This window comes from Nocardioides sp. Soil774, assembly GCF_001428125.1.
Lineage (GTDB): Bacteria > Actinomycetota > Actinomycetes > Propionibacteriales > Nocardioidaceae > Nocardioides.
On sequence record NZ_LMSM01000011.1, the window covers coordinates 42,987 to 63,976 of the forward strand.

A 20,990-nucleotide genomic window follows, 5' to 3' on the forward strand; every position below is an offset into this window, starting at 1 on the left:
CGCTCTGGCCCCGTTCTAGGAGGCACTCACCATGACCGTCCGCGTAGGCATCAACGGCTTCGGCCGCATCGGCCGCAACTTCTTCCGCGCCGTCCGCGCCTCGGGCGCCGACATCGAGATCGTCGGCGTCAACGACCTCACCGACAACGCCTCGCTCGCCAACCTGCTCAAGTTCGACTCGATCCTGGGCCGGCTCGACGCCGACGTCTCCAGCGACGAGTCGTCGATCAAGGTGGGCGACCAGACCATCGCCGCGTTCGCCGAGCGTGACCCCGCCGCCCTCAAGTGGGGCGAGCTGGGCGTCGACGTCGTCGTCGAGTCCACCGGCTTCTTCACCGACGCCACCAAGGCCCGCGCCCACGTCGAGGCGGGCGCCAAGAAGGTCATCATCTCCGCGCCGGCCTCCAACGAGGACATCACGATCGTGATGGGTGTCAACCACGAGCTCTACGACCCCAGCGCGCACACGGTCATCTCCAACGCGTCGTGCACGACCAACTGCCTGGCGCCGATGGCCAAGGCCCTCAACGACGGCCTCGGCATCACCAAGGGCCTGATGACGACCATCCACGCCTACACCGCCGACCAGAACCTGCAGGACAACATCCACAAGGACCCGCGTCGCGCCCGCGCGGCCGCGCTCAACATGGTGCCGACCTCGACCGGTGCGGCCAAGGCCATCGGCCTGGTGCTGCCCGAGCTCAAGGGCAAGCTCGACGGCTACGCCATGCGCGTCCCGGTGCCGACCGGCTCGGCCACCGACCTCACCTTCGAGGCGGGTCGCGAGACGTCGGTCGACGAGGTCAACGAGATCGTCCGGGCGGCGGCCGACGGGCGCTACCTGAAGTACTCCACCGACCCGCTGGTCTCCACCGACATCGTGACCGACCCGGCGTCCTGCATCTTCGACGCCCCGCTCACCAAGGTGATCGGCAACCAGGTCAAGGTGCTCGGCTGGTACGACAACGAGTGGGGCTACTCCAACCGCCTCGCCGACCTGATCAACCACGTCGGCTCGACGCTCTGAGCTCGATGTCCGACCACACTGCAGGCATCGCGTCGCTCGGTGACCTGAAGGGCAAGCGCGTCCTGGTCCGCTCGGACCTCAACGTGCCCCTGGACGGCACCACCATCACCGACGACGGCCGGATCCGTGCGAGCGTGCCGACCATCAAGGAGCTCTCCGACGCGGGAGCCCGGGTGGTCGTCACCGCTCACCTGGGTCGTCCCAAGGGCGAGCCGGACCCGGCGTACTCGCTCGAGCCGGTCGTGGGTCGGCTCTCCGAGCTGCTCGGCCGCCCGGTGGCGTTCGCCACCGACACCGTCGGTGCGAGCGCGACCGAGACCGTGGCCGGTCTCCAGGACGGCGACGTCGCCGTCCTGGAGAACGTCCGGTTAAACGACGGTGAGACCAGCAAGGACGACGAGGTCCGCGGCGCGTTCGCCGACCAGCTCGCGCAGCTGGCCGATGCGTTCGTCTCCGACGGCTTCGGCGTCGTGCACCGCAAGCAGGCCAGCGTGTACGACGTCGCGCTGCGCCTGCCCTCGGCGATGGGCGGTCTGGTCGCGGCCGAGGTCGACGTCCTGCGCCGGCTCACCGAGCACCCGGAGCGCCCCTACGTCGTCGTGCTCGGCGGCTCCAAGGTCTCCGACAAGCTCGGCGTGATCGACAACCTCATCGACAAGGCCGACAAGCTGCTCATCGGCGGCGGCATGGTCTTCACCTTCCTCAAGGCCCAGGGCCACGAGGTCGGCAAGAGCCTGCTCGAGGCCGACCAGCTCGACACCTGCACCCGTTACCTCGCCGAGGCCGCGGACCGCGGGGTGGAGATCCTGCTGCCGACCGACATCGTGGTCGACACCGCGTTCCCCTCGGGCGACCGCGAGCCCGAGCCCCGCGTCGTGCCTGCCTCCGAGATCCCCTCCGACGCCCTCGGCCTCGACATCGGCCCGGAGTCGGCTGCCGCCTTCGCGGCCGCGCTCGCGGACGCGAGGACCGTCTTCTGGAACGGCCCGATGGGCGTGTTCGAGGTCGACGCCTTCGCCGACGGCACCCGAGCCGTCGCGCAGGCGCTGACCGAGGTGGACGGGCTCTCCGTCGTCGGCGGGGGTGACTCGGCCGCGGCCGTGCGCACGCTCGGCTTCGACGAGGCCGCCTTCGGCCACATCTCCACCGGCGGTGGCGCGTCGCTGGAGTTCCTGGAGGGCAAGGAGCTCCCGGGCATCGCCGTACTCGAGAGGGACTGAACATCGTGGCTGGCACGTCGAAGACCACCCGGACCCCGCTGATGGCGGGCAACTGGAAGATGAACCTCACCCACCAGGAAGCGGTGGTGCTGGTCCAGAAGCTCGCCTGGACGCTGTCGGACAAGCGGCACGACTTCGGCAAGGTCGAGGTCGTCGTGGTGCCGCCGTTCACCGACATCCGCTCGGTACAGACGCTGGTCGACGGCGACCGGCTGTCGATCCGCTACGGCGCGCAGGACGTGTCGGAGCACGACAGCGGCGCCTACACCGGCGAGATCTCGGCGGGGATGCTCGCCAAGCTCGGCTGCTCCTACGTCGTGGTCGGGCACTCCGAGCGGCGCACGCACCACCAGGAGAGCGACGCGCTGGTCAACGCCAAGGCGCACCAGGCGCTCGCGGCCGGGATGACCCCGATCGTGTGCGTCGGTGAGGGCCTCGACGTACGCCAGGCGGGCGAGCACGTGCCGTTCACGCTCGCCCAGGTCGACGGCTCGCTCGCGGGGTTCACCGCCGAGCAGGTCGCCGGCCTGGTGGTCGCCTACGAGCCCGTGTGGGCCATCGGCACGGGCGAGGTCGCGACGCCCGACGACGCCCAGGAGGTCTGCGGGGCCGTCCGGGACCGGGTGCGCGAGGTGCACGGTGACGCGGCCGCCGACGGCCTCCGGATCCTCTACGGAGGCTCGGTCAAGGCGTCCAACGTGGGCGGCATCATGGAGAAGGCCGACGTCGACGGATGCCTCGTGGGCGGGGCCAGCCTGCAGGTCGACGAGTTCGGTGGCATCTGCCGGTTCTACGACATGCCGGTGCTGTGAGGGCGCTCACCGGTTCGACGTGGTCGTGACGTAGGCTTCCGCTCGTGATTCTGCTCTTCACCATCCTGCTCGTCGTTGCGAGCGCGATCATGATCCTGCTGGTGCTCCTCCACAAGGGCCGCGGTGGCGGCCTCTCCGACATGTTCGGTGGCGGTGTGTCCAGCAGCCTGGGGGGATCGTCGGTGGCCGAGCGCAACCTCGACCGCTTCACGGTCGGCGTCGGTGTCATCTGGTTTGCGTGCATCATCGCCCTGGGCCTGCTCAAGGCCTACTCGGGCAACTGAACCCCCAAGATCTTTCGAAGGAGTCGTCGTGGCTGGTGCTGGAAATGCGATCCGCGGTAGCCGAATCGGTGCCGGCCCCATGGGAGAGGCGGAGCGCGGCGAGGCCGCACCCCGCCAGACCGTCACCTACTTCTGCAGCCACGACCACCGCTCGGTGGTGACGTTCTCGATCGAGGCGTCCGTGCCCGACTCGTGGGACTGCCCCAAGTGCGGCCTGCCCGCCAGCCTCGACAGCGAGAACCCCCCGCCGGCGCCGAAGATCGAGCCCTACAAGACGCACCTGGCCTACGTGAAGGAGCGTCGCAGCGAGACCGAGGCGGCCGACATCCTCGACGAGGCCGTCGCCCTGCTCCGCAGCCGACGCAAGGCCGGCGAGATCATCTTCTGACCCCGAGACGGCACTTCGTGCCCGTCCTGCTCGCCGAGGCGGCACTTCGTGCCTGTCTGTAGTGCCGAGGCGGCACTTCGTGCCCGTCACGCGGAACCTGTGGATGACGTACGCCGCCCGGCGTGCGATCCGGGCACGGTGGGCGGATGCATGTCATGCCTGCGTGGTGTCGCGACGTCGAGTGCGTCGGACCGGATGCGCCGATCCCGGGTGACCGACCGTTCTCGGCCGACGAGGCGACGAGAGCAGGCGTCGACGCCAGCCTCCGCCGTCGGCTCGTTGAACGCGGCCTGCTCCGCCCCGTGCTGCGAGGGGTCTTCGTGGTGTCTCACGTCCCCGACTCGCTGCGCCTGCGCGTGGCCGCCCTCGAGCTGGTCGTTCCCGAGCACGCCGTCGTGGTGGACCGGACAGCTGCTTGGCTGCACGGTGTGGATGCGCTGCCGCGGTCGGCGATCCACCGCATGCCGCCACTCGACGTCTACAGCCAGGGTGCGAGCCGCTTGCGACGGCCGGGCCTTGCGAGTGGCACGCGTGAGCTGACGGTCCGCGACGTCGAGCGGCTCGGTCCCCTCACCGTGACCACGCCCCTGCGCACCGCCTGCGACCTGGGACGTCGGTTGTGGCGCTTCGACGCACTCTCCGCGATCGATGGCTTCCTGAGGCTCGGGCTGGATCATGACCTGCTGCTGTCGGAATCCGAGCGCTTCAAGGGACACCGGGGGATGCGCCAGCTGCGCCAGCTCGCGCCGCTGGGCGACCCGGGGGCGGAGTCGCCGCCGGAGAGTGCCCTGCGGCTGCACTGGTACGACGCCGACCTGCCGCAGCCGGAGACGCAGATCTGGGTGCACGACGACGACGGCCGGCCGACGTACCGGCTCGACATGGGGCACCGCGAGGCGCGCTACGGCGCCGAGTACTTCGGCGAGGAGTTCCACCCCGGGGCCGGCACCGAGCACGACGAGGAACGACTCACCTGGTTGCGCACCCGACGGGACTGGGCGATGGACGTCTTCGTGAAGACCGACGTCTACGGATCCGAGCTGACGGCGAGCGATCGGTTGCGAGTCGGGTTCGACCGGGCGGTCGCGCGGCCGGCTGTGACGTACGTCGATCTCGCCCGTCCCTGACGGGCACGAAGTGCCCGCTCGGGAGGCGGGACGGGCACGAAGTGCCCTCTCACGTGACGTTCAGAGGGCGGAGGCGGCGGCCTCGTCGAGCCACCAGACCGTCTCGTCGCCGCGTACGCCACGCGCGGGGGTCTCGAAGACCGAGCCCTCGTCGGCGAGGGCGCGTGCGACGGCCTCGGCCTTGCCTTCGCCGCTGGCGATGAACCACACCGCGCGGCAGCGCTCCATGGCCTCGAAGGTGAGGGTGACCCGGTCGGGCGGCGGCTTGGGGGAGTCGTGGACGGCCACGGCGATGGCGTCGCGAGCCTCGAGGGCCGGGTGGCCCGGGAACAGCGACGCACAGTGCCCGTCGGGCCCGACGCCGAGCATCAGCACCTCGAAGAAGCCGGCGCCGTGCTCGCGCAGCGCCTCGCTGTAGGCGGCGGCCGCGTCCTCGGCGCTGGCGACCTCGTCGCTGGCGGGCACCTCGTGGACGTTGGCGGGGTCGACGCCGACATGGTCGAGGAGGGCCTCGCGGGCCTGGAGGGCGTTGCGGTCGGGGTCGCCGGCCGGCACGAACCGCTCGTCGCCCCACCAGAAGACCACGCGCGACCAGTCGAGCGAGGAGTCCGCGGCGCGGCGGGCGAGCTCGCGGTGCAGCGCCCCGGCGATGCTCCCACCGGTGAGCCCGACCTGCGGGACCTCCCCGCGGGCCTGGGCCGCCTCGAGGCGCTCGAGCAGCGCGGAGGCCACGTCGCCGACGAGGAGGTCGGCGTCGTCGTGGCGCCGGACCTCGACGCCGCTCACTTCGCGCTCCTGAGCTTGACCAGGCGGGCGGCGACCGAGGCGTAGACGTCGTCCTCGTCGAGGCGGCGCAGCTCCTCGGCGAGCAGCGCCGGGACCTCACGACGCTTCAGCGCGACAGGCCGGTCGGGGCGGTGGGGGGAGGTGAACGTCGCCAGCCGGCCGTCGGCGCGGCTGATGCGGATAGGCCCCTCCTTGGTCTCCATGGTGACCTCGGTGATGCCGGGACCCTCCGAGCTGGCCCGGGTGACCTGCACCTTGAGCCGGTCGGCGAGCCACGCCGCGAGCAGGTCGGCGCTCGGGCTGACCCGCTCGGCGACGACCTTGACGCCGGTGACCTTGAGCGGGTGCTGGTCGAGCGCGGCCGCGAGCAGGGCGCGCCACGGGGTGAGGCGGGTCCAGCTCAGGTCGGTGTTGCCGGGGGCGTAGGACTGGCACTGCGTCAGCATCGCGGTGGCCCGCCCGCGCGAGACCGACGCGGAGTCGGTGATCCGGCGCTGGGCGAGCGAGCCCAGGGGGTCGGACGCAGGGTCGGCCGGTGCAGCGGTCGGCCACCAGATGGCGACGGGGGAGTCGGGCAGGAGCAGCGGCAGCACCACGGACTCGGCGTGCTTGACGACCTCGCCCTTGAGCCGGATGAGGGCGGTCTCACCGCCCCAGCCGTCGCCGCTGCCGACCTGCGCGTTGACCTGGGCGTGGCCGCGGGCGTCGCCCAGGATCACGCCGAGCACGCGGGAGGGGTGCTCGCGCGACGCCCGTTTGGCGGCGAGCATCGCCTCGGCGGCGTCCTCCTCGGGCGCGACGATGACGAGCGTCATCACCATGCCCATCGCGGGGCTGCCGGCGCGGGTGCGCGCCCGGACGAACTCCGCGGCGATCTTGGCCGAATTGGTGTCGGTGAGCTCGATCATCTAGGGCCTCCTCCAGGAGCGGCCGTCGCGGGCCAGCATCGCATCGGCGGACTTCGGGCCCCACGTCCCGGAGTCGTAGGGGTCGGGCTTGCCCTTCTTGGCCCAGTGGTCGATCACCGGGTCGAGCAGCTTCCAGGAGAGCTCGACCTCCTCGTGGCGCGGGAACAGCGGCGGGTCGCCGAGGAGCACGTCGAGGATGAGCCGCTCGTAGGCCTCGGCGCTGGCCTCGGTGAACGAGCCGCCGTAGGCGAAGTCCATGTTGACGTCGCGGATCTCCATGGCCGTGCCGGGCACCTTCGACCCGAACCGCATGGTCAGCCCCTCGTCGGGCTGGACGCGGATCACGAGCGCGTTCTGCGACAGGTCCTCGGTGGCGGTCTGGGTGAACGGCAGGTGCGGCGCACGCTTGAACACCACCGCGACCTCGGTGACCCGCCGGCCCAGGCGCTTGCCGGTGCGGAGGTAGAACGGGACGCCGGCCCAGCGGCGCGTGTCGACGTGCACGGTGATCGCGGCGTAGGTCTCGGTGGTGGAGGTCTTCTTGATCCCCTCCTCCTCGAGGAAGCCGATCACCTTCTCGCCACCCGCCCAGCCGGGGGAGTACTGGCCGCGGGCGGTGGTCGTGTCGAGGCGCGGCGGGAGCTGCGCGGAGGCCAGGACCTTCTGCTTCTCGATGCGCAGGCTCTCGGCGTCGAAGGCGATCGGCTCCTCCATCGCCACCAGCGCCATGAGCTGGAGCAGGTGGTTCTGGATGACGTCGCGGGCCGCGCCGATGCCGTCGTAGTAGCCGGCACGGCCGCCGATGCCGATGTCCTCGGCCATGGTGATCTGCACGTGGTCGACGTAGTTGGAGTTCCAGATCGGCTCGAACATGTTGTTGGCGAACCGCATGGCCAGGATGTTCTGCACCGTCTCCTTGCCGAGGTAGTGGTCGATGCGGAAGATCGAGCCCGAGGGGAAGACGCCGGCGAGGATCTCGTTGAGCTCGCGTGCCGACTCCAGGTCGTGGCCGAACGGCTTCTCCACCACCACGCGCCGCCACTGCTGCTTGTCGTGGTCGGCCAGCCCGTGCTCCTTGAGCTGGCCCACGACCGTGCCGAAGAAGGAGGGCGGGATCGCGAGGTAGAAGGCCATGTTGCCGCCGGTGCCGCGCAGTGCGTCCAGCTCCTCGACCGTGCGGCGCAGCTGCTCGAAGGCGGCGTCGTCGTCGAAGTCGCCGGGGACGAAGCGGAAGCCCTCCGAGAGCTGGTTCCAGACCTCCTCGCGGAACGGCGTACGGGCGTGCTCCTTGACCGCGTCGTGCACGATCTGCGCGAAGTCCTGGTCGGCCCAGTCGCGCCGGGCGAAGCCGACGAGGCTGAAGCCGGGCGGCAGCAGGCCGCGGTTGGCCAGGTCGTAGATGGCCGGCATGATCTTCTTGCGCGACAGGTCACCCGTCACGCCGAAGAGCACCATCCCGCACGGGCCGGCGATGCGGGGCAGCCGTCGGTCCTGCGGGCTGCGGAGGGGGTTGGTGTGGCTCATCAGCCTCGGTTCTCCTGGTAGTAGCCGATCAGGGCCCGCGTCGACGGGTCCTGCCGCGCCAGCACGCCGGCGTCGCCCGACACCGCCGGGCCGAGCTCCTGGGCGAGCTGCTTGCCCAGCTCGACGCCCCACTGGTCGAAGCTGTCGATGCCCCACACCGCGCCCTCGACGAAGGTGATGTGCTCGTAGAGCGCCACCAGCTGCCCGAGCACCGACGGGGTCAGCGCCGGCGCCATGATCGAGGTCGTGGGGCGGTTGCCGGGGAACGTCCGCGCGGACACCAGGTCCTCGGCCACGCCCTCGGCGCGCACCTCCTCGGCCGTCTTCCCGAACGCCAGCGCCTTGGTCTGGGCGAAGAAGTTGGCCAGGAAGAGCTCGTGGACGTCGGTGTCGCCGTCCGAGAGGGCGTACGCCGGTCGCGCGAAGGCGATGAAGTCCGCCGGCACGAGCCGGGTGCCCTGGTGGATGAGCTGGTAGAAGGCGTGCTGCCCGTTGGTGCCGGGCTCGCCCCAGAAGACCTCGCCGGTGTCGTAGTCGACGGCCTCCCCGTCGAAGCGCACACCCTTGCCGTTGGACTCCATCGTGAGCTGCTGGAGGTAGGCCGGGAAGCGGTGCAGCAGCTGCGAGTAGGGCAGCACTGCGTGCGTGTGCGCGCCCAGGAAGTTGACGTACCAGACGTTGAGCAGGCCCATCCGCAGCGGCACGTTGGCGGCCGGGGGAGCGGTGCGGAAGTGCTCGTCCATGGCGTGGAAGCCGGACAGCATCTCGGCGAAGCGCTCGGGCCCGATCGCGACGACGAGCGACAGGCCGATGGCGGAGTCGAGGGAGTAGCGCCCGCCGACCCAGTCCCAGAAGCCGAACGCGTTGTCGGTGTCGATGCCGAAGTCGGCCACCTTGTCGAGTGCGGTGGACACCGCGACGAAGTGCTGGGCCACCGCGGCGTCGGCGTCGGTGCCCGCGGGCAGGCGGTCGAGCAGCCACGCCTTGCAGAGCCGGGCGTTGGTGAGCGTCTCCAGGGTGCCGAAGGTCTTGCTCGAGACGATGAACAGCGTCGTCTCCGGGTCGATCCCCGACAGCTTCTGCGCCGCGTCGGTGGGGTCGATGTTGCTGATGAAACGGCAGGAGAGCCCGTCCTGGCGGTAGGGCTCGAGCGCCTCGTAGGCCATGACGGGGCCGAGGTCGGAGCCGCCGATGCCGATGTTGACGACCGTCTCGATCCGCTTGCCGGTGACGCCGGTCCACTCGCCGGACCGGACGCGGTCGGCGAAGGCGTAGACCCGCTCCAGCACCTCGTGGACGTCGGCCACCACGTCCTCGCCGTCGACCTCGAGCGAGGCGTCGGACGGCAGCCGCAGCGCGGTGTGGAGCACCGCGCGGTCCTCGGTGACATTGACGTGCGAGCCCGCGAGCATGGTGTCGCGGCGGCCCGTGACGTCGACCTCGTCGGCGAGCGCGAGCAGTGCCGCCTCCACGTCGGTGTCGAACAGGTTCTTCGACAGGTCGACGTGGAGGTCGGCGGCGGTGAGCGACTGCTGCGCGACCCAGTCAGGGGTCAGCGTGCTGCGCAGGTCGGGCTCGTACGCCGAGGCGAGCTCGGCGAGCCGGCCCCACGCAGCTGTCGTGGCGGGGTCGACCGCCGGGGTGCTCATGCGCGGGCGGCCTCGAGGGAGGCCGACAGGGTGGTCTGCAGCTCGTCCCAGGCGACGACGAACTTGTCGACGCCCTCCTTGATGAGCACAGCGATCACGTCGTCGTAGTCGATCCCGGCCTCGGCCAGCGCCTGCATGTGGGCGGCGGCGTCGTCGTAGAACGGGCGGACCCGGTCACCACGCACCTCGCCGTGGTCGGCGACGGCCTCCATCGTCTTCTCCGGCATGGTGTTGACGGTGTCCTCGACGACCAGGTCGACGACGTACATCGTGTCGTCGTAGTCGGGGTTCTTGACGCCCGTCGAGGCCCACAGCGGCCGCTGCTTGCGGGCGCCCTTGGCCTCGAGCGCCTCCCAGCGCGGGCCGGAGAAGAACTCCTCGAACATCTGGAACGCCAGGCGCGCGTTGGCCACGCCGGCCTTGCCGCGGAGGTCGGCGTCGGTGGCGGGGCCCGACGTGGCGGCCTCGAGCCGCTTGTCGATCTCGGTGTCGACGCGGGAGACGAAGAACGAGGCGACGGAGTGGATGTCGGCCAGCTCGTGGCCGTTGTCGGCGGCCTGCTCGAGACCGGCGACGTAGGCCTCCATGACGTTGCGGTACTGGTCGAGGCCGAAGATCAGGGTGACGTTGACCGAGATGCCGGCGGCGATGGTCTCGGTGATCGCGGGCCAGCCCTCGGGGGTGCCGGGGATCTTGATCATCACGTTGGGCTCGCCCACGGTCTTGTGGAGCTCGGCGGCCTCGGCCACCGTCTGCTCCGTGTCGTGGGCCAGGCCGGGGGAGACCTCGATCGAGACGCGGCCGTCGACGCCGTCGGTGGCGTCGAAGACCGGGCGCATCACCTTGCACGCCTCGCGCACGTCGTCGGTCGTGATGACCAGGGTCGCGCGGTCGACGTCGGCCCCGGCCGCAGCGAGCTCGCGCACCTGGGCGTCGTAGCGCTCGCCGTCGGCCAGCGCGGCCTGGAAGATCGACGGGTTGGACGTCACGCCGACCACGTTGCTGGTCTCGACGAGCTCGGCGAGGTTGCCGGTCTCGAGCCGCTCGCGCGACAGGTCGTCGAGCCAGATGGACACCCCGGCGTCAGCCAGGGCCTGGAGACGGTCGTTCATCAGAGGATGCCTCTCGGTATGTGGGTGGTGGTCACGCGTTGACGACAGCGACGCTGTCGCGCGCGGCGTCGGCGACCGCGGTGGCGGTGATGCCGAGCTCGGTGTAGATCCGGGCGTAGTCGGCCGACGCGCCGTAGTGCTCGATCGACACGATCCGGCCGTGGTCGCCGACGATCTCGCGCCAGCCCTGCTTGACGCCGGCCTCGACGGAGACGCGGGCCTTGACGGTGGGCGGGAGGACGGTGTCGCGGTAGGCCTCGTCCTGCTCCTCGAACCACTCGAGGCAGGGCAGCGACACCACGCGCGCGTCGATGCCGTCGGCGGCGAGCAGGGTGCGTGCCTCCACGGCGAGCTGCACCTCCGACCCGGTGCCGATCAGGATCACGTCGGGGGTCGCCTTCTCGGAGTCGATGAGCACGTAGGCGCCGCGGGCCACGCCCTCGGTGGACGAGAAACCGTCCTCGCCACGGGGGAAGACCGGCACGTTCTGGCGCGTGAGTGCCATGGCCGCCGGTCGGTCGGTGTGGCCGAGGATGGTCTGCCAGGCGGCGACCGTCTCGTTGGCGTCCGCGGGTCGCACGACGTCGAGGCCGGGCATCGCGCGCAGCGCGGCCAGGTGCTCGATCGGCTGGTGCGTCGGGCCGTCCTCGCCGAGGCCGATGGAGTCGTGGGTCCAGACGTAGGTGACCGGGAGCTTGCTGAGCGCGGCCACGCGGACCGAGCCGCGCATGTAGTCGGAGAAGGTGAGGAAGGTGCCGCCGAACACGCGGGTGAGGCGGTCGGCCGCGATGCCGTTCATGATCGCGCCCATGCCGTGCTCGCGGATGCCGAAGTGCAGGACGCGACCGGCGTAGGGGTCGGTGCTCCACTCGCCCACCTCGGCGACCTCGGGGCCGACCGACGGGGCGCTGGTGATCGTGGTGTTGTTGGAGCCCGCGAGGTCGGCCGAGCCGCCCCAGAGCTCGGGGAGCACCGGAGCGAGCGCGTTGATGACCTTGCCGGAGGCGGAGCGGGTGGCGACGCCCTTGGCGTCGGCCTCGAAGGTCGGCAGCGACCCGGCGAGGTCGGCGGGCATCTCGCGGCGCTCGAGGCGCTGCAGCAGCGTGGCCGACTCCGGGTGGGCCTCGGCCCACGCGGCGTACAGCTCGTCCCACTCGGCGGCCCACGCGGCGCCGCGCTCACGCAGCTCGCGGGTGCGCTCGAGGACGCCGGGCGGCACCTCGAAGGTCTGCTCGGGGTCGAAACCGAGCACCTTCTTGGTGGCTGCGACCTCGTCGGCGCCGAGCGCGCTGCCGTGGGCGGCCTCGGTGCCCTGGGCGTGGGGCGCGGGCCAGGCGATGACGGTGTCGAGGACGATCAGCGACGGCTGGTCGGTGACGGCGCGCGCCTTGCGGATCGCGGCGTAGAGCGCGGGGACGTCCTCGACGTAGTCCGTGCCGCCGTTGGTCCAGTCGACGGTCTGCACGTGCCAGCCGTAGGCCTTGTAGCGCGCGGCGACGTCCTCGGTGAAGGCGATGTCGGTGTCGCCCTCGATGGAGATCCGGTTGCGGTCGTAGATGACGGTGAGGTTGCCGAGCTTCTGCGTGCCGGCGATCGAGCTGGCCTCCGAGCTGACGCCCTCCTGGAGGTCGCCGTCGGAGGCGATGACGTAGACGTCGTGGTCGAACACCCCCTCGCCCGGGGCGGCGTCGGCGTCGAGCATGCCGTGGACGCGGCGACCCGACAGGGCCATGCCGACGGCGTTGCCGACGCCCTGGCCGAGCGGGCCGGTCGTGACCTCGACACCCGCGGTGTGACCCAGCTCGGGGTGGCCGGGGGTCTTCGAGCCCCAGGTGCGCAGCGCCTTGAGGTCGTCGAGCTCGAGGCCGAAGCCACCGAGGAACAGCTGGGTGTAGAGGGTGATCGAGCTGTGGCCGCACGAGAGCACGAAGCGGTCGCGGGCCAGCCACTGCGGGTCGGCCGGGTTGTGGCGCATGACCTTCTGGAAGAGCAGGTAGGCCGCGGGCGCCAGGCTCATGGCCGTGCCCGGGTGGCCGTTGCCGACCTTCTGCACCGCGTCCATCGCCAGGACCCGCGCGGTGTCGACCGCGCGCCGGTCGATGTCGTCCCACTCCAGGGTGGCGGGCAGGGCGGACTTCTCGGTCAACGCAGTTCCTCTCGGATGGGGGCGGGAGTGCAGGATCACAGATCCGGCGATGGCCTCGACTGCGACCCTATCGCCGCGGCCGAGTAGACTCGACCCCGGCCGAGGGGCCGTCCGGATGCCGGTTCCAAGCACTGTCCATCCATGTCGGTGCCCAGAAGTCCGCGTCCCATCCCTCACCGTCCCCAGAGGTCCTCACCGTGTCCCATGCCGGTCCGCACGCTCCTTCCGCGCGGCCCTCGGAGGGCGGCGAGCCGGACGGCAGCGAGGACGCGAAGTCGTGGCGCGACGTGGTCGCGGCCTACGTCGGCCTGACCAAGCCGCGGGTCATCGAGCTGCTGCTGCTCACCACGGTGCCGGTGATGTTCTTCGCCGAGCGTGGCATCCCGTCGCTCGGCCTGGTCGCGGCGACGGTCGTCGGCGGTGCGCTGTCGGCCGGGTCCGCGTCGGCCTACAACTGCGTCTACGACCGCGACATCGACGAGCAGATGCGTCGTACGCGTCGACGCGCGCTGCCGCGCCACATGGTGTCGCCGGTCTCGGCCCTCGTCTTCGCGACCGTGCTCGCGGTCCTCTCGACCGTCGTGCTGGCGCTATGGGTCAACTGGCTCTCGGCCGCACTGTCGGTGCTGGCCAACGCCTTCTATGTCTTCGTCTACACGATGCTGCTCAAGCGCCGCACCACGCAGAACATCGTGTGGGGCGGGCTGGCCGGGTGCTTCCCGGCACTGATCGGGTGGACGGCGGTGACCGGCGAGCTGGCCTGGACGCCGGTCGTGCTCTTCCTCGTCGTCTTCTTCTGGACCCCGCCACACACGTGGGCCCTCGCACTGCGCTACCGCGAGGACTACCGCAACGTCGACGTGCCGATGCTCCCGGTGGTGAAGCCGGCCGCGGAGGTGGGACGCCAGGTCGTGCTCTACAGCTGGGTGATGGTCGCGACGTCGCTGCTGCTGTGGCCGGTGGCCGGCACCAGCCTCGTCTACCCCGTCGCCGCCGCCGTGCTCGGCGCCGTCTTCCTCGTCGAGGCGCACCGCATGTGGGCCCGGGCGAGGGGCTCCGAGGCGCTCAGCGACATCAACCCGATGCGCCTGTTCCACGCATCGAACCTCTACCTCTCCCTGCTCTTCGTCGCGGTCGCGCTCGACCCGTTGCTGGGCCGCTGACGCGGCCCGCGTCCGCGGTCAGGGGAGTCGGGTCGCCGACCGCTCCTGGGCCGCACCGTCGGCCTGCGCCTCGTGGGCGGCGGCGTGCGGCAGCACCGCGAGCGCGATCCGGGCGAGGCCGGCCGCGAGCAGGGCCGCGCCGAGCATGTGCAGCGCGACGAGCCCGACCGGCAGGTCCAGCCGGTACTGCACCCAGCCGAGCACGCCCTGCAGCACCTCGATGAGCAGCACCAGGGCGGTGACCGTGGCCAGCCAGCGGTGGGCGCCGCGCACCGCGACGACGAGCAGGGCGACGGTGAGCGCGACCAGCACGTAGACGGCGTACGCGTGCACGTGGGAGACGGTGGCGGGGTCGATCCCGTTGCGCGGGGAGTCGGTGTCGCCCGCGTGCGGGCCCGCGCCGGTGACGACGGTGCCGAGGTAGAGCACGACCCAGCCCGCGGCCAGGGTGGCCCACGCCAGCGCGCGGGGCAGCGGGGGAGCGGCGCCGCGCTCGGGGCTGCGCAGCTCGTCGATCAGGGCGACGCAGACCATGATGATCGCCATCGACAGCAGGAAGTGGCCCGCCACGATCCACGGGTTGAGGTCGGTCAGCACGGTGATGCCGCCGATCACCGCCTGCAGTGGGATGCCGAGCCCGATGACCACCGACAGCCGGGTGGCGCGGCGGTGCCGCGCGCCCAGGGCGGCCAGGAAGCACAGGATGGCCACGGCGGTCAGCACGAAGGTGAGCATGCGGTTGCTGAACTCGATGACGCCGTGGATGCCGAGCTCGCCGTGGGCGACGTACGACGCGTCGCTGCAGCGCGGCCAGGTCGGGCAGCCCAGCCCCGAGCCGGTCAGCCGCACGGCCGCGCCGGTGACGACGATGCCGATGTTGGCGAGCAGGTTGGCGATCGCGAGGGGCCAGAGCCAGCGGGCGAGCCGGTCGAGGAGCGGTTGCATCATTCCCACCTGAAGGTTCGTGCGGTGAGCACCGTGCCGAGGACCGCCCAGGCGGCGAGCACGAGCAGGGAGCGGCCGTCGATGGTGGCGTCGACGAGGGCGGTGCGCATGGCCTCGCCGAGCGCGGCCGAGGGCAGCCACTGGATGACCGACGACGCCGCGCCGTAGGTGCTGGTCGGCAGGACGACGCCGCCCCCGGCCATGAGCAGAAGGTAGACCAGGTTGGCCAGGGCGAGGGTCGCCTCGGCCCGCAGCGCACCCGCGACGAAGAGGCCCAGGGCGGCGAAGGCGGCCGTGCCCAGGGCGATCGCCAGCACCGCGCCGAGCACGGAGCTCGCCGGGGCCGCCCCGCTCGGGTCCCAGCCGAGGCCGAGCCCGACGCCGGCCAGGACGACGAGCTGGAGCGCGACCACGTTGAGCAGCGCCAGCACCTTGCCGAGCAGCAGGCCGTGGCGCGGCAGGGGGGATGAGCCGAGGAGCTTGATGACGCCGTAGCGGCGCTCGAAGCCGGTGGCGATGGCCACCGACGTGAAGGCGGTCGACATGACGGCGAGCGCGAGCACGCCGGGGGTGAGGATGTCGACGGGCCGGTGGCCCTGGAGGTCGATGCCGATCCGGTCGGCACCGGCCACGCCGCCGACGAGCACGATCACCGGGATCACGACCGCGAGGAGCAGCTGCTCGCCGTTGCGCAGCATCAGCCGCGACTCCATCCGGGCCTGGGCCCGCACCATCCGGCCCAGCGGCGCGCCACCCGGGTCGGGTGCGAAGGCGCGCGGGGCCGTGTCGGGGGCGGCGCCGAGGGGGGCGGGGGAGTCGGCGCTCACGACGCCAGCTCGCGTCCGGTGAGCTCGAGGAAGACGTCCTCGAGGGTGCGCTGGCCGAGGTTGAGCGTCTGGGGGAGCACGTCGTGCTCCTCGCACCAGCGCGAGACCAGGCCCAGCGTCGCGGAGTCGGCAGGGCCGTGGATCAGCATGCTCACCTCGTCGATCTGGCGCACCTCGGTCTCGGGGCCGAGGTCGGTGCGCAGCGACTCGGGCGCGCCCTCGGGGAAGGGCCGGTTGACCACCAGCCGGATGGTGGCCGAGCGGCCCCCGCGGGTGAGCTCGGCCGGCGTGCCGCTGGTGATGACGGTGCCGCGGTCGATGATGTGGATGTGGTCGGCGAGGCGCTCGGCCTCGTCCATGTGGTGGGTGGTGAGCACCACCGTCACGCCGTCGCGGCGCACCTCCTCGAGCAGCTCCCACGTGGTGCGCCGGGCCTGCGGGTCCATGCCCGCAGTGGGCTCGTCGACGAACACGAGCTCGGGCCGGCCCACCAGGGCGATGGCCAGGCCGAGGCGCTGCTTCTGCCCACCGGAGAGCCGGCGGTAGGGCGTACGACCGCAGTCGCCCAGGCCCAGGCGCTCGGCGAGGACGGCGGTGTCGAGGGGATGCGCGTGCAGCGACGCCATGTGCTCGAGCATCTCCATCGCCCGTACGCCGCTCCACGCGCCGCCGGCCTGCAGCATCACGCCGATGCGGGGCAGGAGCGCCGCCCGGTCGCGCTGCGGGTCGAGGCCGAGCACCCGCACGGTGCCCCGCTGGGGGACGCGGTAGCCCTCGCAGGTCTCCAGGGTGGTGGTCTTGCCCGCCCCGTTGGGTCCGAGGACGGCGGTGATCGTGCCACGGGCGACGGTCAGGGAGAGACCGTCCACGGCGACCTGGTCGCCGTAGGCCATCACCAGGCCGTCGATCTCGACGGCGGGGGAGGCGGTTGGCACGGCCCAATCCTAGGCGGCGCGATATCGGGAGGCGGCTGTCGGTCCCCGTCGCTAGCGTGACGTGCATGACACGAACTCCGGCGATCGAGGCCGAGGGCCTGGTCAAGCACTTCGGCGACACCGTGGCGGTGGACGGGGTGTCCTTCGTCGTGCCCGAGGGATCGGTCCTGGGCCTGCTCGGTCCCAACGGCGCCGGCAAGACCACGACGGTCCGGATGATGACGACCCTGACGAGACCCACCGCGGGCACCGCGCGGGTCGCGGGCCACGACGTGCTGCGCGACCCCGCCGCGGTCCGGCGCAGCATGGGGCTCACCGGCCAGGCCGCGACCGTCGACGAGCTGCTGACCGGCCGGGAGAACCTGCGACTCATCGGCAGCCTCTACGGCCTCGACAAGGCCTACATCCGGCGTGCGAGCGACGAGCTGCTCGAGCGCTTCTCCCTGTCGGACGCTGGTGACCGGATCGCCAAGACCTACTCCGGGGGCATGCGGCGCCGCCTCGACCTGGCGGTCAGCCTGATCGCCACGCCGCCGGTGCTGTTCCTCGACGAGCCGACGACCGGGCTCGACCCGCGCTCGCGGGTCGAGCTGTGGGAGGTGCTCCGCGAGCTGGTCGCCGACGGCACCACGCTGCTGCTCACCACGCAATACCTCGAGGAGGCCGACCAGCTCGCCGACAACATCGTGGTCATCGACCGCGGCACGGTCATCGCCGAGGGCACCCCGCTGCAGCTCAAGGACCAGTCCGGCGCCGCCGCGCTGGTCGTGACGGTCTCGCAGGCACCCGACCTCGAGGCCGCCCAGGCGCTGATGCGCCCGCACGTGCGCGAGGTGCACGTCGACGCGGGAGCGCGCCAGCTCACCGCGCCGGCCGAGGGCCTGGGCCACATGACCCGCATCGCGGGGCTGTTCGAGGAGAGCGGGATCGTGCTCGACGACATCGGCCTCAAGCGCCCGAGCCTCGACGACGTCTTCCTGCACCTCACCGGCCACCGCGCCGAGGCGCTGCCCGGCACGGACGCCGACGAGCCCGACCAGCCCGACCGCCAGCCCGACCACCAGCCCGACCACCAGAGCGCCGGGGACCCGGCAGGGGAGGTGTCGCGATGACCACGCTCGAGCGACCCGAGATCCGCCACACCGGCCTGCTCACCCAGTCGTGGGCGATCGCGAGGCGCAACTTCCTCCACATCAAGCGCATGCCCGAGATGCTGATGGACGTCACGATCCAGCCGGTCATGTTCGTGCTGCTCTTCGCCTACGTCTTCGGCTCCTCCATCGACGTGGCGACACCCGCGGGATACCGCGCGTTCCTGCTCGCGGGGATCATGGCGCAGACGGTGGCGTTCGCCTCGTTCATCGTCGCCGTCGGGCTGACCGCCGACCTCGACAAGGGGATCGTCGACCGCATGCGCTCGCTGCCGATCAACCCCGCCGCGGTGCTGGTCGGGCGCAGCATGTCGAGCCTGGCCCACTCCTCGATCGGCCTCGTGGTCATGTCGCTGACCGGCCTCGTCATCGGCTGGCGCATCCACACCAACCCGCTCGAGGCGGCCCTGGGCTACCTCCTGCTCCTGGGCTGGGGGTTCGCCATGATCTGGGTGGGCATCTGGGTCGGCTCCGCGATGCGCTCGGTCGAGGCCGTCAACGGCGTCATGTTCGCCACGATGTTCCCCATCACGTTCCTGGCCAACACCTTCGCGCCCACCGACCGGATGCCCACCTTCCTTCGCCTGGTCGCGGAGTGGAACCCGATCTCCTCGCTCACCCAGGCGGTGCGGGTGCTGTGGGGCAACGACCAGCCCCTGGCCGAGGGCGCCGCGTTCCCGATGCACCACCCGATCCCGTTCACCATCGGCTGGATCATCCTCATCACGGCCGTCGTCGCGCCGCTGGCGATCCGCACGTTCCGCCGCCGCACCGCCGACTGAGACGGGCGGCGCCGTGCACTTAGGGGACCCTTCCTTGAACCACGGCAGGCATTAACGTCACACTGTCGTTGTGGAATTGTCTGGAGTGAGCGGAACCGGTGTCGCCCGGGTCCCGTCGACCCCGGACGGCGACGCACCCACCCGCGACCGGGTGGCGCGCACCATCCTGGAGAACGGGCCCTCCACGGCCGCCGACCTGGCGGGCCGTCTCGACCTCACGCCCGCCGCCGTACGCCGCCACCTCGAGCACCTGCTCGCCGAGGGCGTCGTCGAGGCCCGCGAGCGCAAGGTCTACGGCGCCCGCGGTCGTGGACGCCCCGCGAAGGTGTTCGCGCTCACCGAGTCCGGTCGCGACAGCTTCGACCAGCAGTACGACGACCTGGCCGTGCAGGCGATGCGGTTCCTCGCCGAGACCCAGGGCGAGGAGGCCGTGGTGGCCTTCGCCCGCCGCCGGGTCGAGTTCGTCGGGCGCGACTACGCCTCGGTCATGGCCGTCGACCCGGACCTGACCCCCGCGGAGGCGCTCGCCCGGGTCTTCACCCAGAACGGCTACGCCGCCTCCGTGCGCGACCTGCCGGTGCTCGGCGAGCAGCTGTGCCAGCAGCACTGCCCGGTGTCCCACGTGGCCCACGAGTTCCCCCAGCTGTGCGAGGCCGAGACCGAGGCCATCGCCTCGGTGCTCGGCACCCACGTCCAGCGCCTCGCGACGATCGCCCATGGCGACGGCGTCTGCACGACCTGCATCCCCCAGACCCCGAAGAAGGAGAAGGCATGACCTCCATCGAAGAACTCAACCCCGAGCTCAAGGGCATCGGCAAGTACGAGTTCGGCTGGTCCGACTCCGACACCGCGGGCGCGACGGCCACGCGTGGGCTCAACGAGGACGTCGTGCGCGACATCTCCGGCAAGAAGTCCGAGCCGCAGTGGATGCTCGACCTGCGCCTGAAGGGCCTCAAGCTCTTCCACCGCAAGCCGATGCCGACGTGGGGCTCCGACCTCTCGACGATCGACTTCGACAACATCAAGTACTTCGTGCGCTCCTCGGAGAAGCAGGCCACCTCGTGGGAGGACCTGCCCGAGGACATCAAGAACACCTACGACAAGCTCGGCATCCCCGAGGCGGAGAAGCAGCGCCTCGTCGCCGGTGTCGCCGCGCAGTACGAGTCGGAGGTCGTCTACCACTCGATCCGCGAGGACCTCGAGGAGAAGGGCGTCATCTTCGTCGACACCGACACCGCGCTGAAGGAGCACGAGGAGCTCTTCCGGGAGTACTTCGGCACCGTCATCCCGGTTGGGGACAACAAGTTCGCCGCGCTCAACACCTCGGTGTGGTCCGGCGGCTCGTTCATCTACGTGCCCAAGGGCGTCCACGTCGACATCCCGCTCCAGGCCTACTTCCGGATCAACACCGAGAACATGGGCCAGTTCGAGCGGACGCTGATCATCGCCGACGAGGACTCCTACGTGCACTACGTCGAGGGCTGCACGGCGCCGATCTACTCCTCGGACTCGCTGCACTCCGCGGTCGTCGAGATCATCGTCAAGAAGGGCGCCCGCGTGCGCTACACGACGATCCAGAACTGGTCCAACAACGTCTACAACCTCGTCACCAAGCGCGCCACCTGCGATGCCGGCGCGACGATGGAGTGGGTCGACGGCAACATCGGCTCCAAGGTGACCATGAAGTACCCCGCGATCTACCTCATGGGCGAGCACGCCAAGGGCGAGACGCTGTCCATCGCCTTCGCCGGCGAGGGCCAGCACCAGGACGCCGGCGCCAAGATGGTGCACGCCGCGCCGCACACCTCGAGCTCGATCCTGAGCAAGTCGGTGGCGCGCGGCGGCGGGCGTACGTCGTACCGCGGGCTGATCCAGGTCAACGAGGGCGCCCACGGCTCGAAGTCCAACGTGCTGTGCGACGCGCTGCTGGTCGACCAGATCAGCCGCAGCGACACCTACCCCTACGTCGACATCCGCGAGGACGACGTGTCGATGGGCCACGAGGCGAGCGTCTCGAAGGTCTCCGACGACCAGCTCTTCTACCTCATGTCGCGCGGCATGGAGCAGGACGAGGCCATGGCGATGATCGTGCGCGGCTTCGTCGAGCCGATCGCCAAGGAGCTGCCGATGGAGTACGCCCTCGAGCTCAACCGCCTCATCGAGCTGCAGATGGAAGGGGCCGTGGGCTGACGCCCGCTGCCACC

The 20,990-nt window shown here is 71.1% G+C and carries 20 protein-coding genes; 11 read left to right on the forward strand and 9 right to left on the reverse strand.

The features are described from left to right. The first annotated feature begins 31 nt into the window (after window positions 1-31). From gap to ASG76_RS17215, 6 genes are all read left to right on the forward strand, one after another. Complete coding sequence (gene gap / locus ASG76_RS17190; RefSeq protein WP_056606325.1) at window positions 32-1,027, forward strand: type I glyceraldehyde-3-phosphate dehydrogenase; 996 nt, start codon at window positions 32-34, stop codon at window positions 1,025-1,027. A gap of 5 nt (window positions 1,028-1,032) precedes the next feature. After that, entirely contained in the window at window positions 1,033-2,247 is a 1,215-nt protein-coding gene (locus ASG76_RS17195) for a phosphoglycerate kinase (protein WP_056606328.1), read from the forward strand. A gap of 41 nt (window positions 2,248-2,288) precedes the next feature. Continuing rightward, on the forward strand, window positions 2,289-3,059 hold the full coding sequence (tpiA, locus tag ASG76_RS17200) for a triose-phosphate isomerase (protein WP_056606669.1): 771 nt from the start codon (window positions 2,289-2,291) through the stop codon (window positions 3,057-3,059). A 44-nt stretch (window positions 3,060-3,103) separates the two neighbouring features. After that, window positions 3,104-3,343, forward strand: a complete 240-nt coding sequence (gene secG, locus ASG76_RS17205) for a preprotein translocase subunit SecG (protein WP_056606331.1) — start codon at window positions 3,104-3,106, stop codon at window positions 3,341-3,343. A 28-nt stretch (window positions 3,344-3,371) separates the two neighbouring features. Beyond that, window positions 3,372-3,731 carry an RNA polymerase-binding protein RbpA gene (locus tag ASG76_RS17210; RefSeq protein ID WP_082587645.1) on the forward strand — a complete coding sequence of 120 codons (360 nt, stop codon included), beginning with the start codon at window positions 3,372-3,374 and terminating at the stop codon, window positions 3,729-3,731. A 323-nt stretch (window positions 3,732-4,054) separates the two neighbouring features. Next, window positions 4,055-4,858, forward strand: a complete 804-nt coding sequence (locus ASG76_RS17215; protein WP_157559181.1) for a hypothetical protein — start codon at window positions 4,055-4,057, stop codon at window positions 4,856-4,858. 60 nt (window positions 4,859-4,918) lie between these two features. On the opposite strand, the gene pgl is transcribed toward ASG76_RS17215, so the two are convergent. From pgl to tkt, 6 genes are read right to left on the reverse strand one after another with little or no spacing between them, the layout of a single operon-like run. Beyond that, window positions 4,919-5,644 carry a 6-phosphogluconolactonase gene (gene pgl / locus ASG76_RS17220; RefSeq protein WP_056606340.1) on the reverse strand — a complete coding sequence of 242 codons (726 nt, stop codon included), beginning with the start codon at window positions 5,642-5,644 and terminating at the stop codon, window positions 4,919-4,921. After that, window positions 5,641-6,552: a glucose-6-phosphate dehydrogenase assembly protein OpcA gene (locus ASG76_RS17225; protein WP_056606343.1), complete on the reverse strand. Its 912-nt coding sequence runs from the start codon at window positions 6,550-6,552 to the stop codon at window positions 5,641-5,643. The genes pgl and ASG76_RS17225 overlap by 4 nt, the downstream gene beginning before the upstream one ends. Next, window positions 6,553-8,076 (reverse strand): glucose-6-phosphate dehydrogenase, encoded by a 1,524-nt coding sequence (gene zwf / locus ASG76_RS17230; protein WP_056606346.1) that lies wholly within the window; start codon window positions 8,074-8,076, stop codon window positions 6,553-6,555. It lies immediately after the preceding gene. Next, a complete protein-coding gene (gene pgi, locus ASG76_RS17235) occupies window positions 8,076-9,725 on the reverse strand; it encodes a glucose-6-phosphate isomerase (protein ID WP_056606352.1) in 1,650 nt (549 codons plus the stop codon). Before pgi ends, zwf begins: the two co-directional genes overlap by 1 nt. Then, window positions 9,722-10,837, reverse strand: coding sequence for a transaldolase (gene tal / locus ASG76_RS17240; RefSeq protein ID WP_056606355.1), 1,116 nt, complete (start codon window positions 10,835-10,837; stop codon window positions 9,722-9,724). Before tal ends, pgi begins: the two co-directional genes overlap by 4 nt. 31 nt (window positions 10,838-10,868) lie before the next feature. Then, window positions 10,869-12,965, reverse strand: coding sequence for a transketolase (tkt, locus tag ASG76_RS17245; RefSeq protein WP_235529725.1), 2,097 nt, complete (start codon window positions 12,963-12,965; stop codon window positions 10,869-10,871). A gap of 215 nt (window positions 12,966-13,180) precedes the next feature. Between tkt and ASG76_RS17250 the strand changes: the two genes are divergently transcribed. After that, a complete protein-coding gene (locus tag ASG76_RS17250; protein ID WP_082587646.1) occupies window positions 13,181-14,146 on the forward strand; it encodes a heme o synthase in 966 nt (321 codons plus the stop codon). 18 nt (window positions 14,147-14,164) lie between these two features. Here the strand turns inward: ASG76_RS17250 and ASG76_RS17255 are convergent, their stop codons facing one another. Genes ASG76_RS17255 through ASG76_RS17265 form a run of 3 tightly spaced genes read right to left on the reverse strand, consistent with a single transcriptional unit; the run spans window position 14,165 to window position 16,853 of the window. Beyond that, entirely contained in the window at window positions 14,165-15,091 is a 927-nt protein-coding gene (locus ASG76_RS17255) for a COX15/CtaA family protein (RefSeq protein ID WP_082587647.1), read from the reverse strand. Next, complete coding sequence (locus ASG76_RS17260; RefSeq protein ID WP_056606360.1) at window positions 15,091-15,918, reverse strand: ABC transporter permease; 828 nt, start codon at window positions 15,916-15,918, stop codon at window positions 15,091-15,093. The genes ASG76_RS17255 and ASG76_RS17260 overlap by 1 nt, the downstream gene beginning before the upstream one ends. Then, window positions 15,915-16,853: an ABC transporter ATP-binding protein gene (locus ASG76_RS17265; RefSeq protein ID WP_235529712.1), complete on the reverse strand. Its 939-nt coding sequence runs from the start codon at window positions 16,851-16,853 to the stop codon at window positions 15,915-15,917. The genes ASG76_RS17260 and ASG76_RS17265 overlap by 4 nt, the downstream gene beginning before the upstream one ends. A gap of 65 nt (window positions 16,854-16,918) precedes the next feature. On the opposite strand from ASG76_RS17265, the gene ASG76_RS17270 reads away from it, so the two are divergent. The 4 genes from ASG76_RS17270 (at window position 16,919) to sufB (ending at window position 20,976) form a co-directional block, all read left to right on the forward strand. Next, the gene (locus tag ASG76_RS17270) at window positions 16,919-17,965 is read left to right on the forward strand and encodes an ATP-binding cassette domain-containing protein (RefSeq protein WP_056606361.1); all 1,047 of its coding nucleotides are present in this window, start codon (window positions 16,919-16,921) and stop codon (window positions 17,963-17,965) included. Next, on the forward strand, window positions 17,962-18,786 hold the full coding sequence (locus ASG76_RS17275; RefSeq protein ID WP_056606362.1) for an ABC transporter permease: 825 nt from the start codon (window positions 17,962-17,964) through the stop codon (window positions 18,784-18,786). Before ASG76_RS17270 ends, ASG76_RS17275 begins: the two co-directional genes overlap by 4 nt. A gap of 85 nt (window positions 18,787-18,871) precedes the next feature. Further along, the gene (locus ASG76_RS17280; RefSeq protein WP_056606370.1) at window positions 18,872-19,561 is read left to right on the forward strand and encodes a helix-turn-helix transcriptional regulator; all 690 of its coding nucleotides are present in this window, start codon (window positions 18,872-18,874) and stop codon (window positions 19,559-19,561) included. Beyond that, window positions 19,558-20,976 carry a Fe-S cluster assembly protein SufB gene (sufB, locus tag ASG76_RS17285; protein WP_056606373.1) on the forward strand — a complete coding sequence of 473 codons (1,419 nt, stop codon included), beginning with the start codon at window positions 19,558-19,560 and terminating at the stop codon, window positions 20,974-20,976. The genes ASG76_RS17280 and sufB overlap by 4 nt, the downstream gene beginning before the upstream one ends. Window positions 20,977-20,990 lie beyond the last annotated feature (14 nt).

Bases quoted from the DNA above. Each gene is read 5' to 3' on its own strand.
- gap (WP_056606325.1), top strand. From the start codon at position 32: ATGACCGTCCGCGTAGGCATCAACGGCTTCGGCCGCATCGGCCGCAAC.
- ASG76_RS17195 (WP_056606328.1), top strand. From the start codon at position 1,033: ATGTCCGACCACACTGCAGGCATCGCGTCGCTCGGTGACCTGAAGGGC.
- tpiA (WP_056606669.1), top strand. From the start codon at position 2,289: ATGGCGGGCAACTGGAAGATGAACCTCACCCACCAGGAAGCGGTGGTG.
- ASG76_RS17225 (WP_056606343.1), bottom strand. From the start codon at position 6,552: ATGATCGAGCTCACCGACACCAATTCGGCCAAGATCGCCGCGGAGTTC.
- zwf (WP_056606346.1), bottom strand. From the start codon at position 8,076: ATGAGCCACACCAACCCCCTCCGCAGCCCGCAGGACCGACGGCTGCCC.
- pgi (WP_056606352.1), bottom strand. From the start codon at position 9,725: ATGAGCACCCCGGCGGTCGACCCCGCCACGACAGCTGCGTGGGGCCGG.
- tal (WP_056606355.1), bottom strand. From the start codon at position 10,837: ATGAACGACCGTCTCCAGGCCCTGGCTGACGCCGGGGTGTCCATCTGG.
- ASG76_RS17255 (WP_082587647.1), bottom strand. From the start codon at position 15,091: ATGCAACCGCTCCTCGACCGGCTCGCCCGCTGGCTCTGGCCCCTCGCG.
- ASG76_RS17270 (WP_056606361.1), top strand. From the start codon at position 16,919: ATGACACGAACTCCGGCGATCGAGGCCGAGGGCCTGGTCAAGCACTTC.
- ASG76_RS17275 (WP_056606362.1), top strand. From the start codon at position 17,962: ATGACCACGCTCGAGCGACCCGAGATCCGCCACACCGGCCTGCTCACC.
- sufB (WP_056606373.1), top strand. From the start codon at position 19,558: ATGACCTCCATCGAAGAACTCAACCCCGAGCTCAAGGGCATCGGCAAG.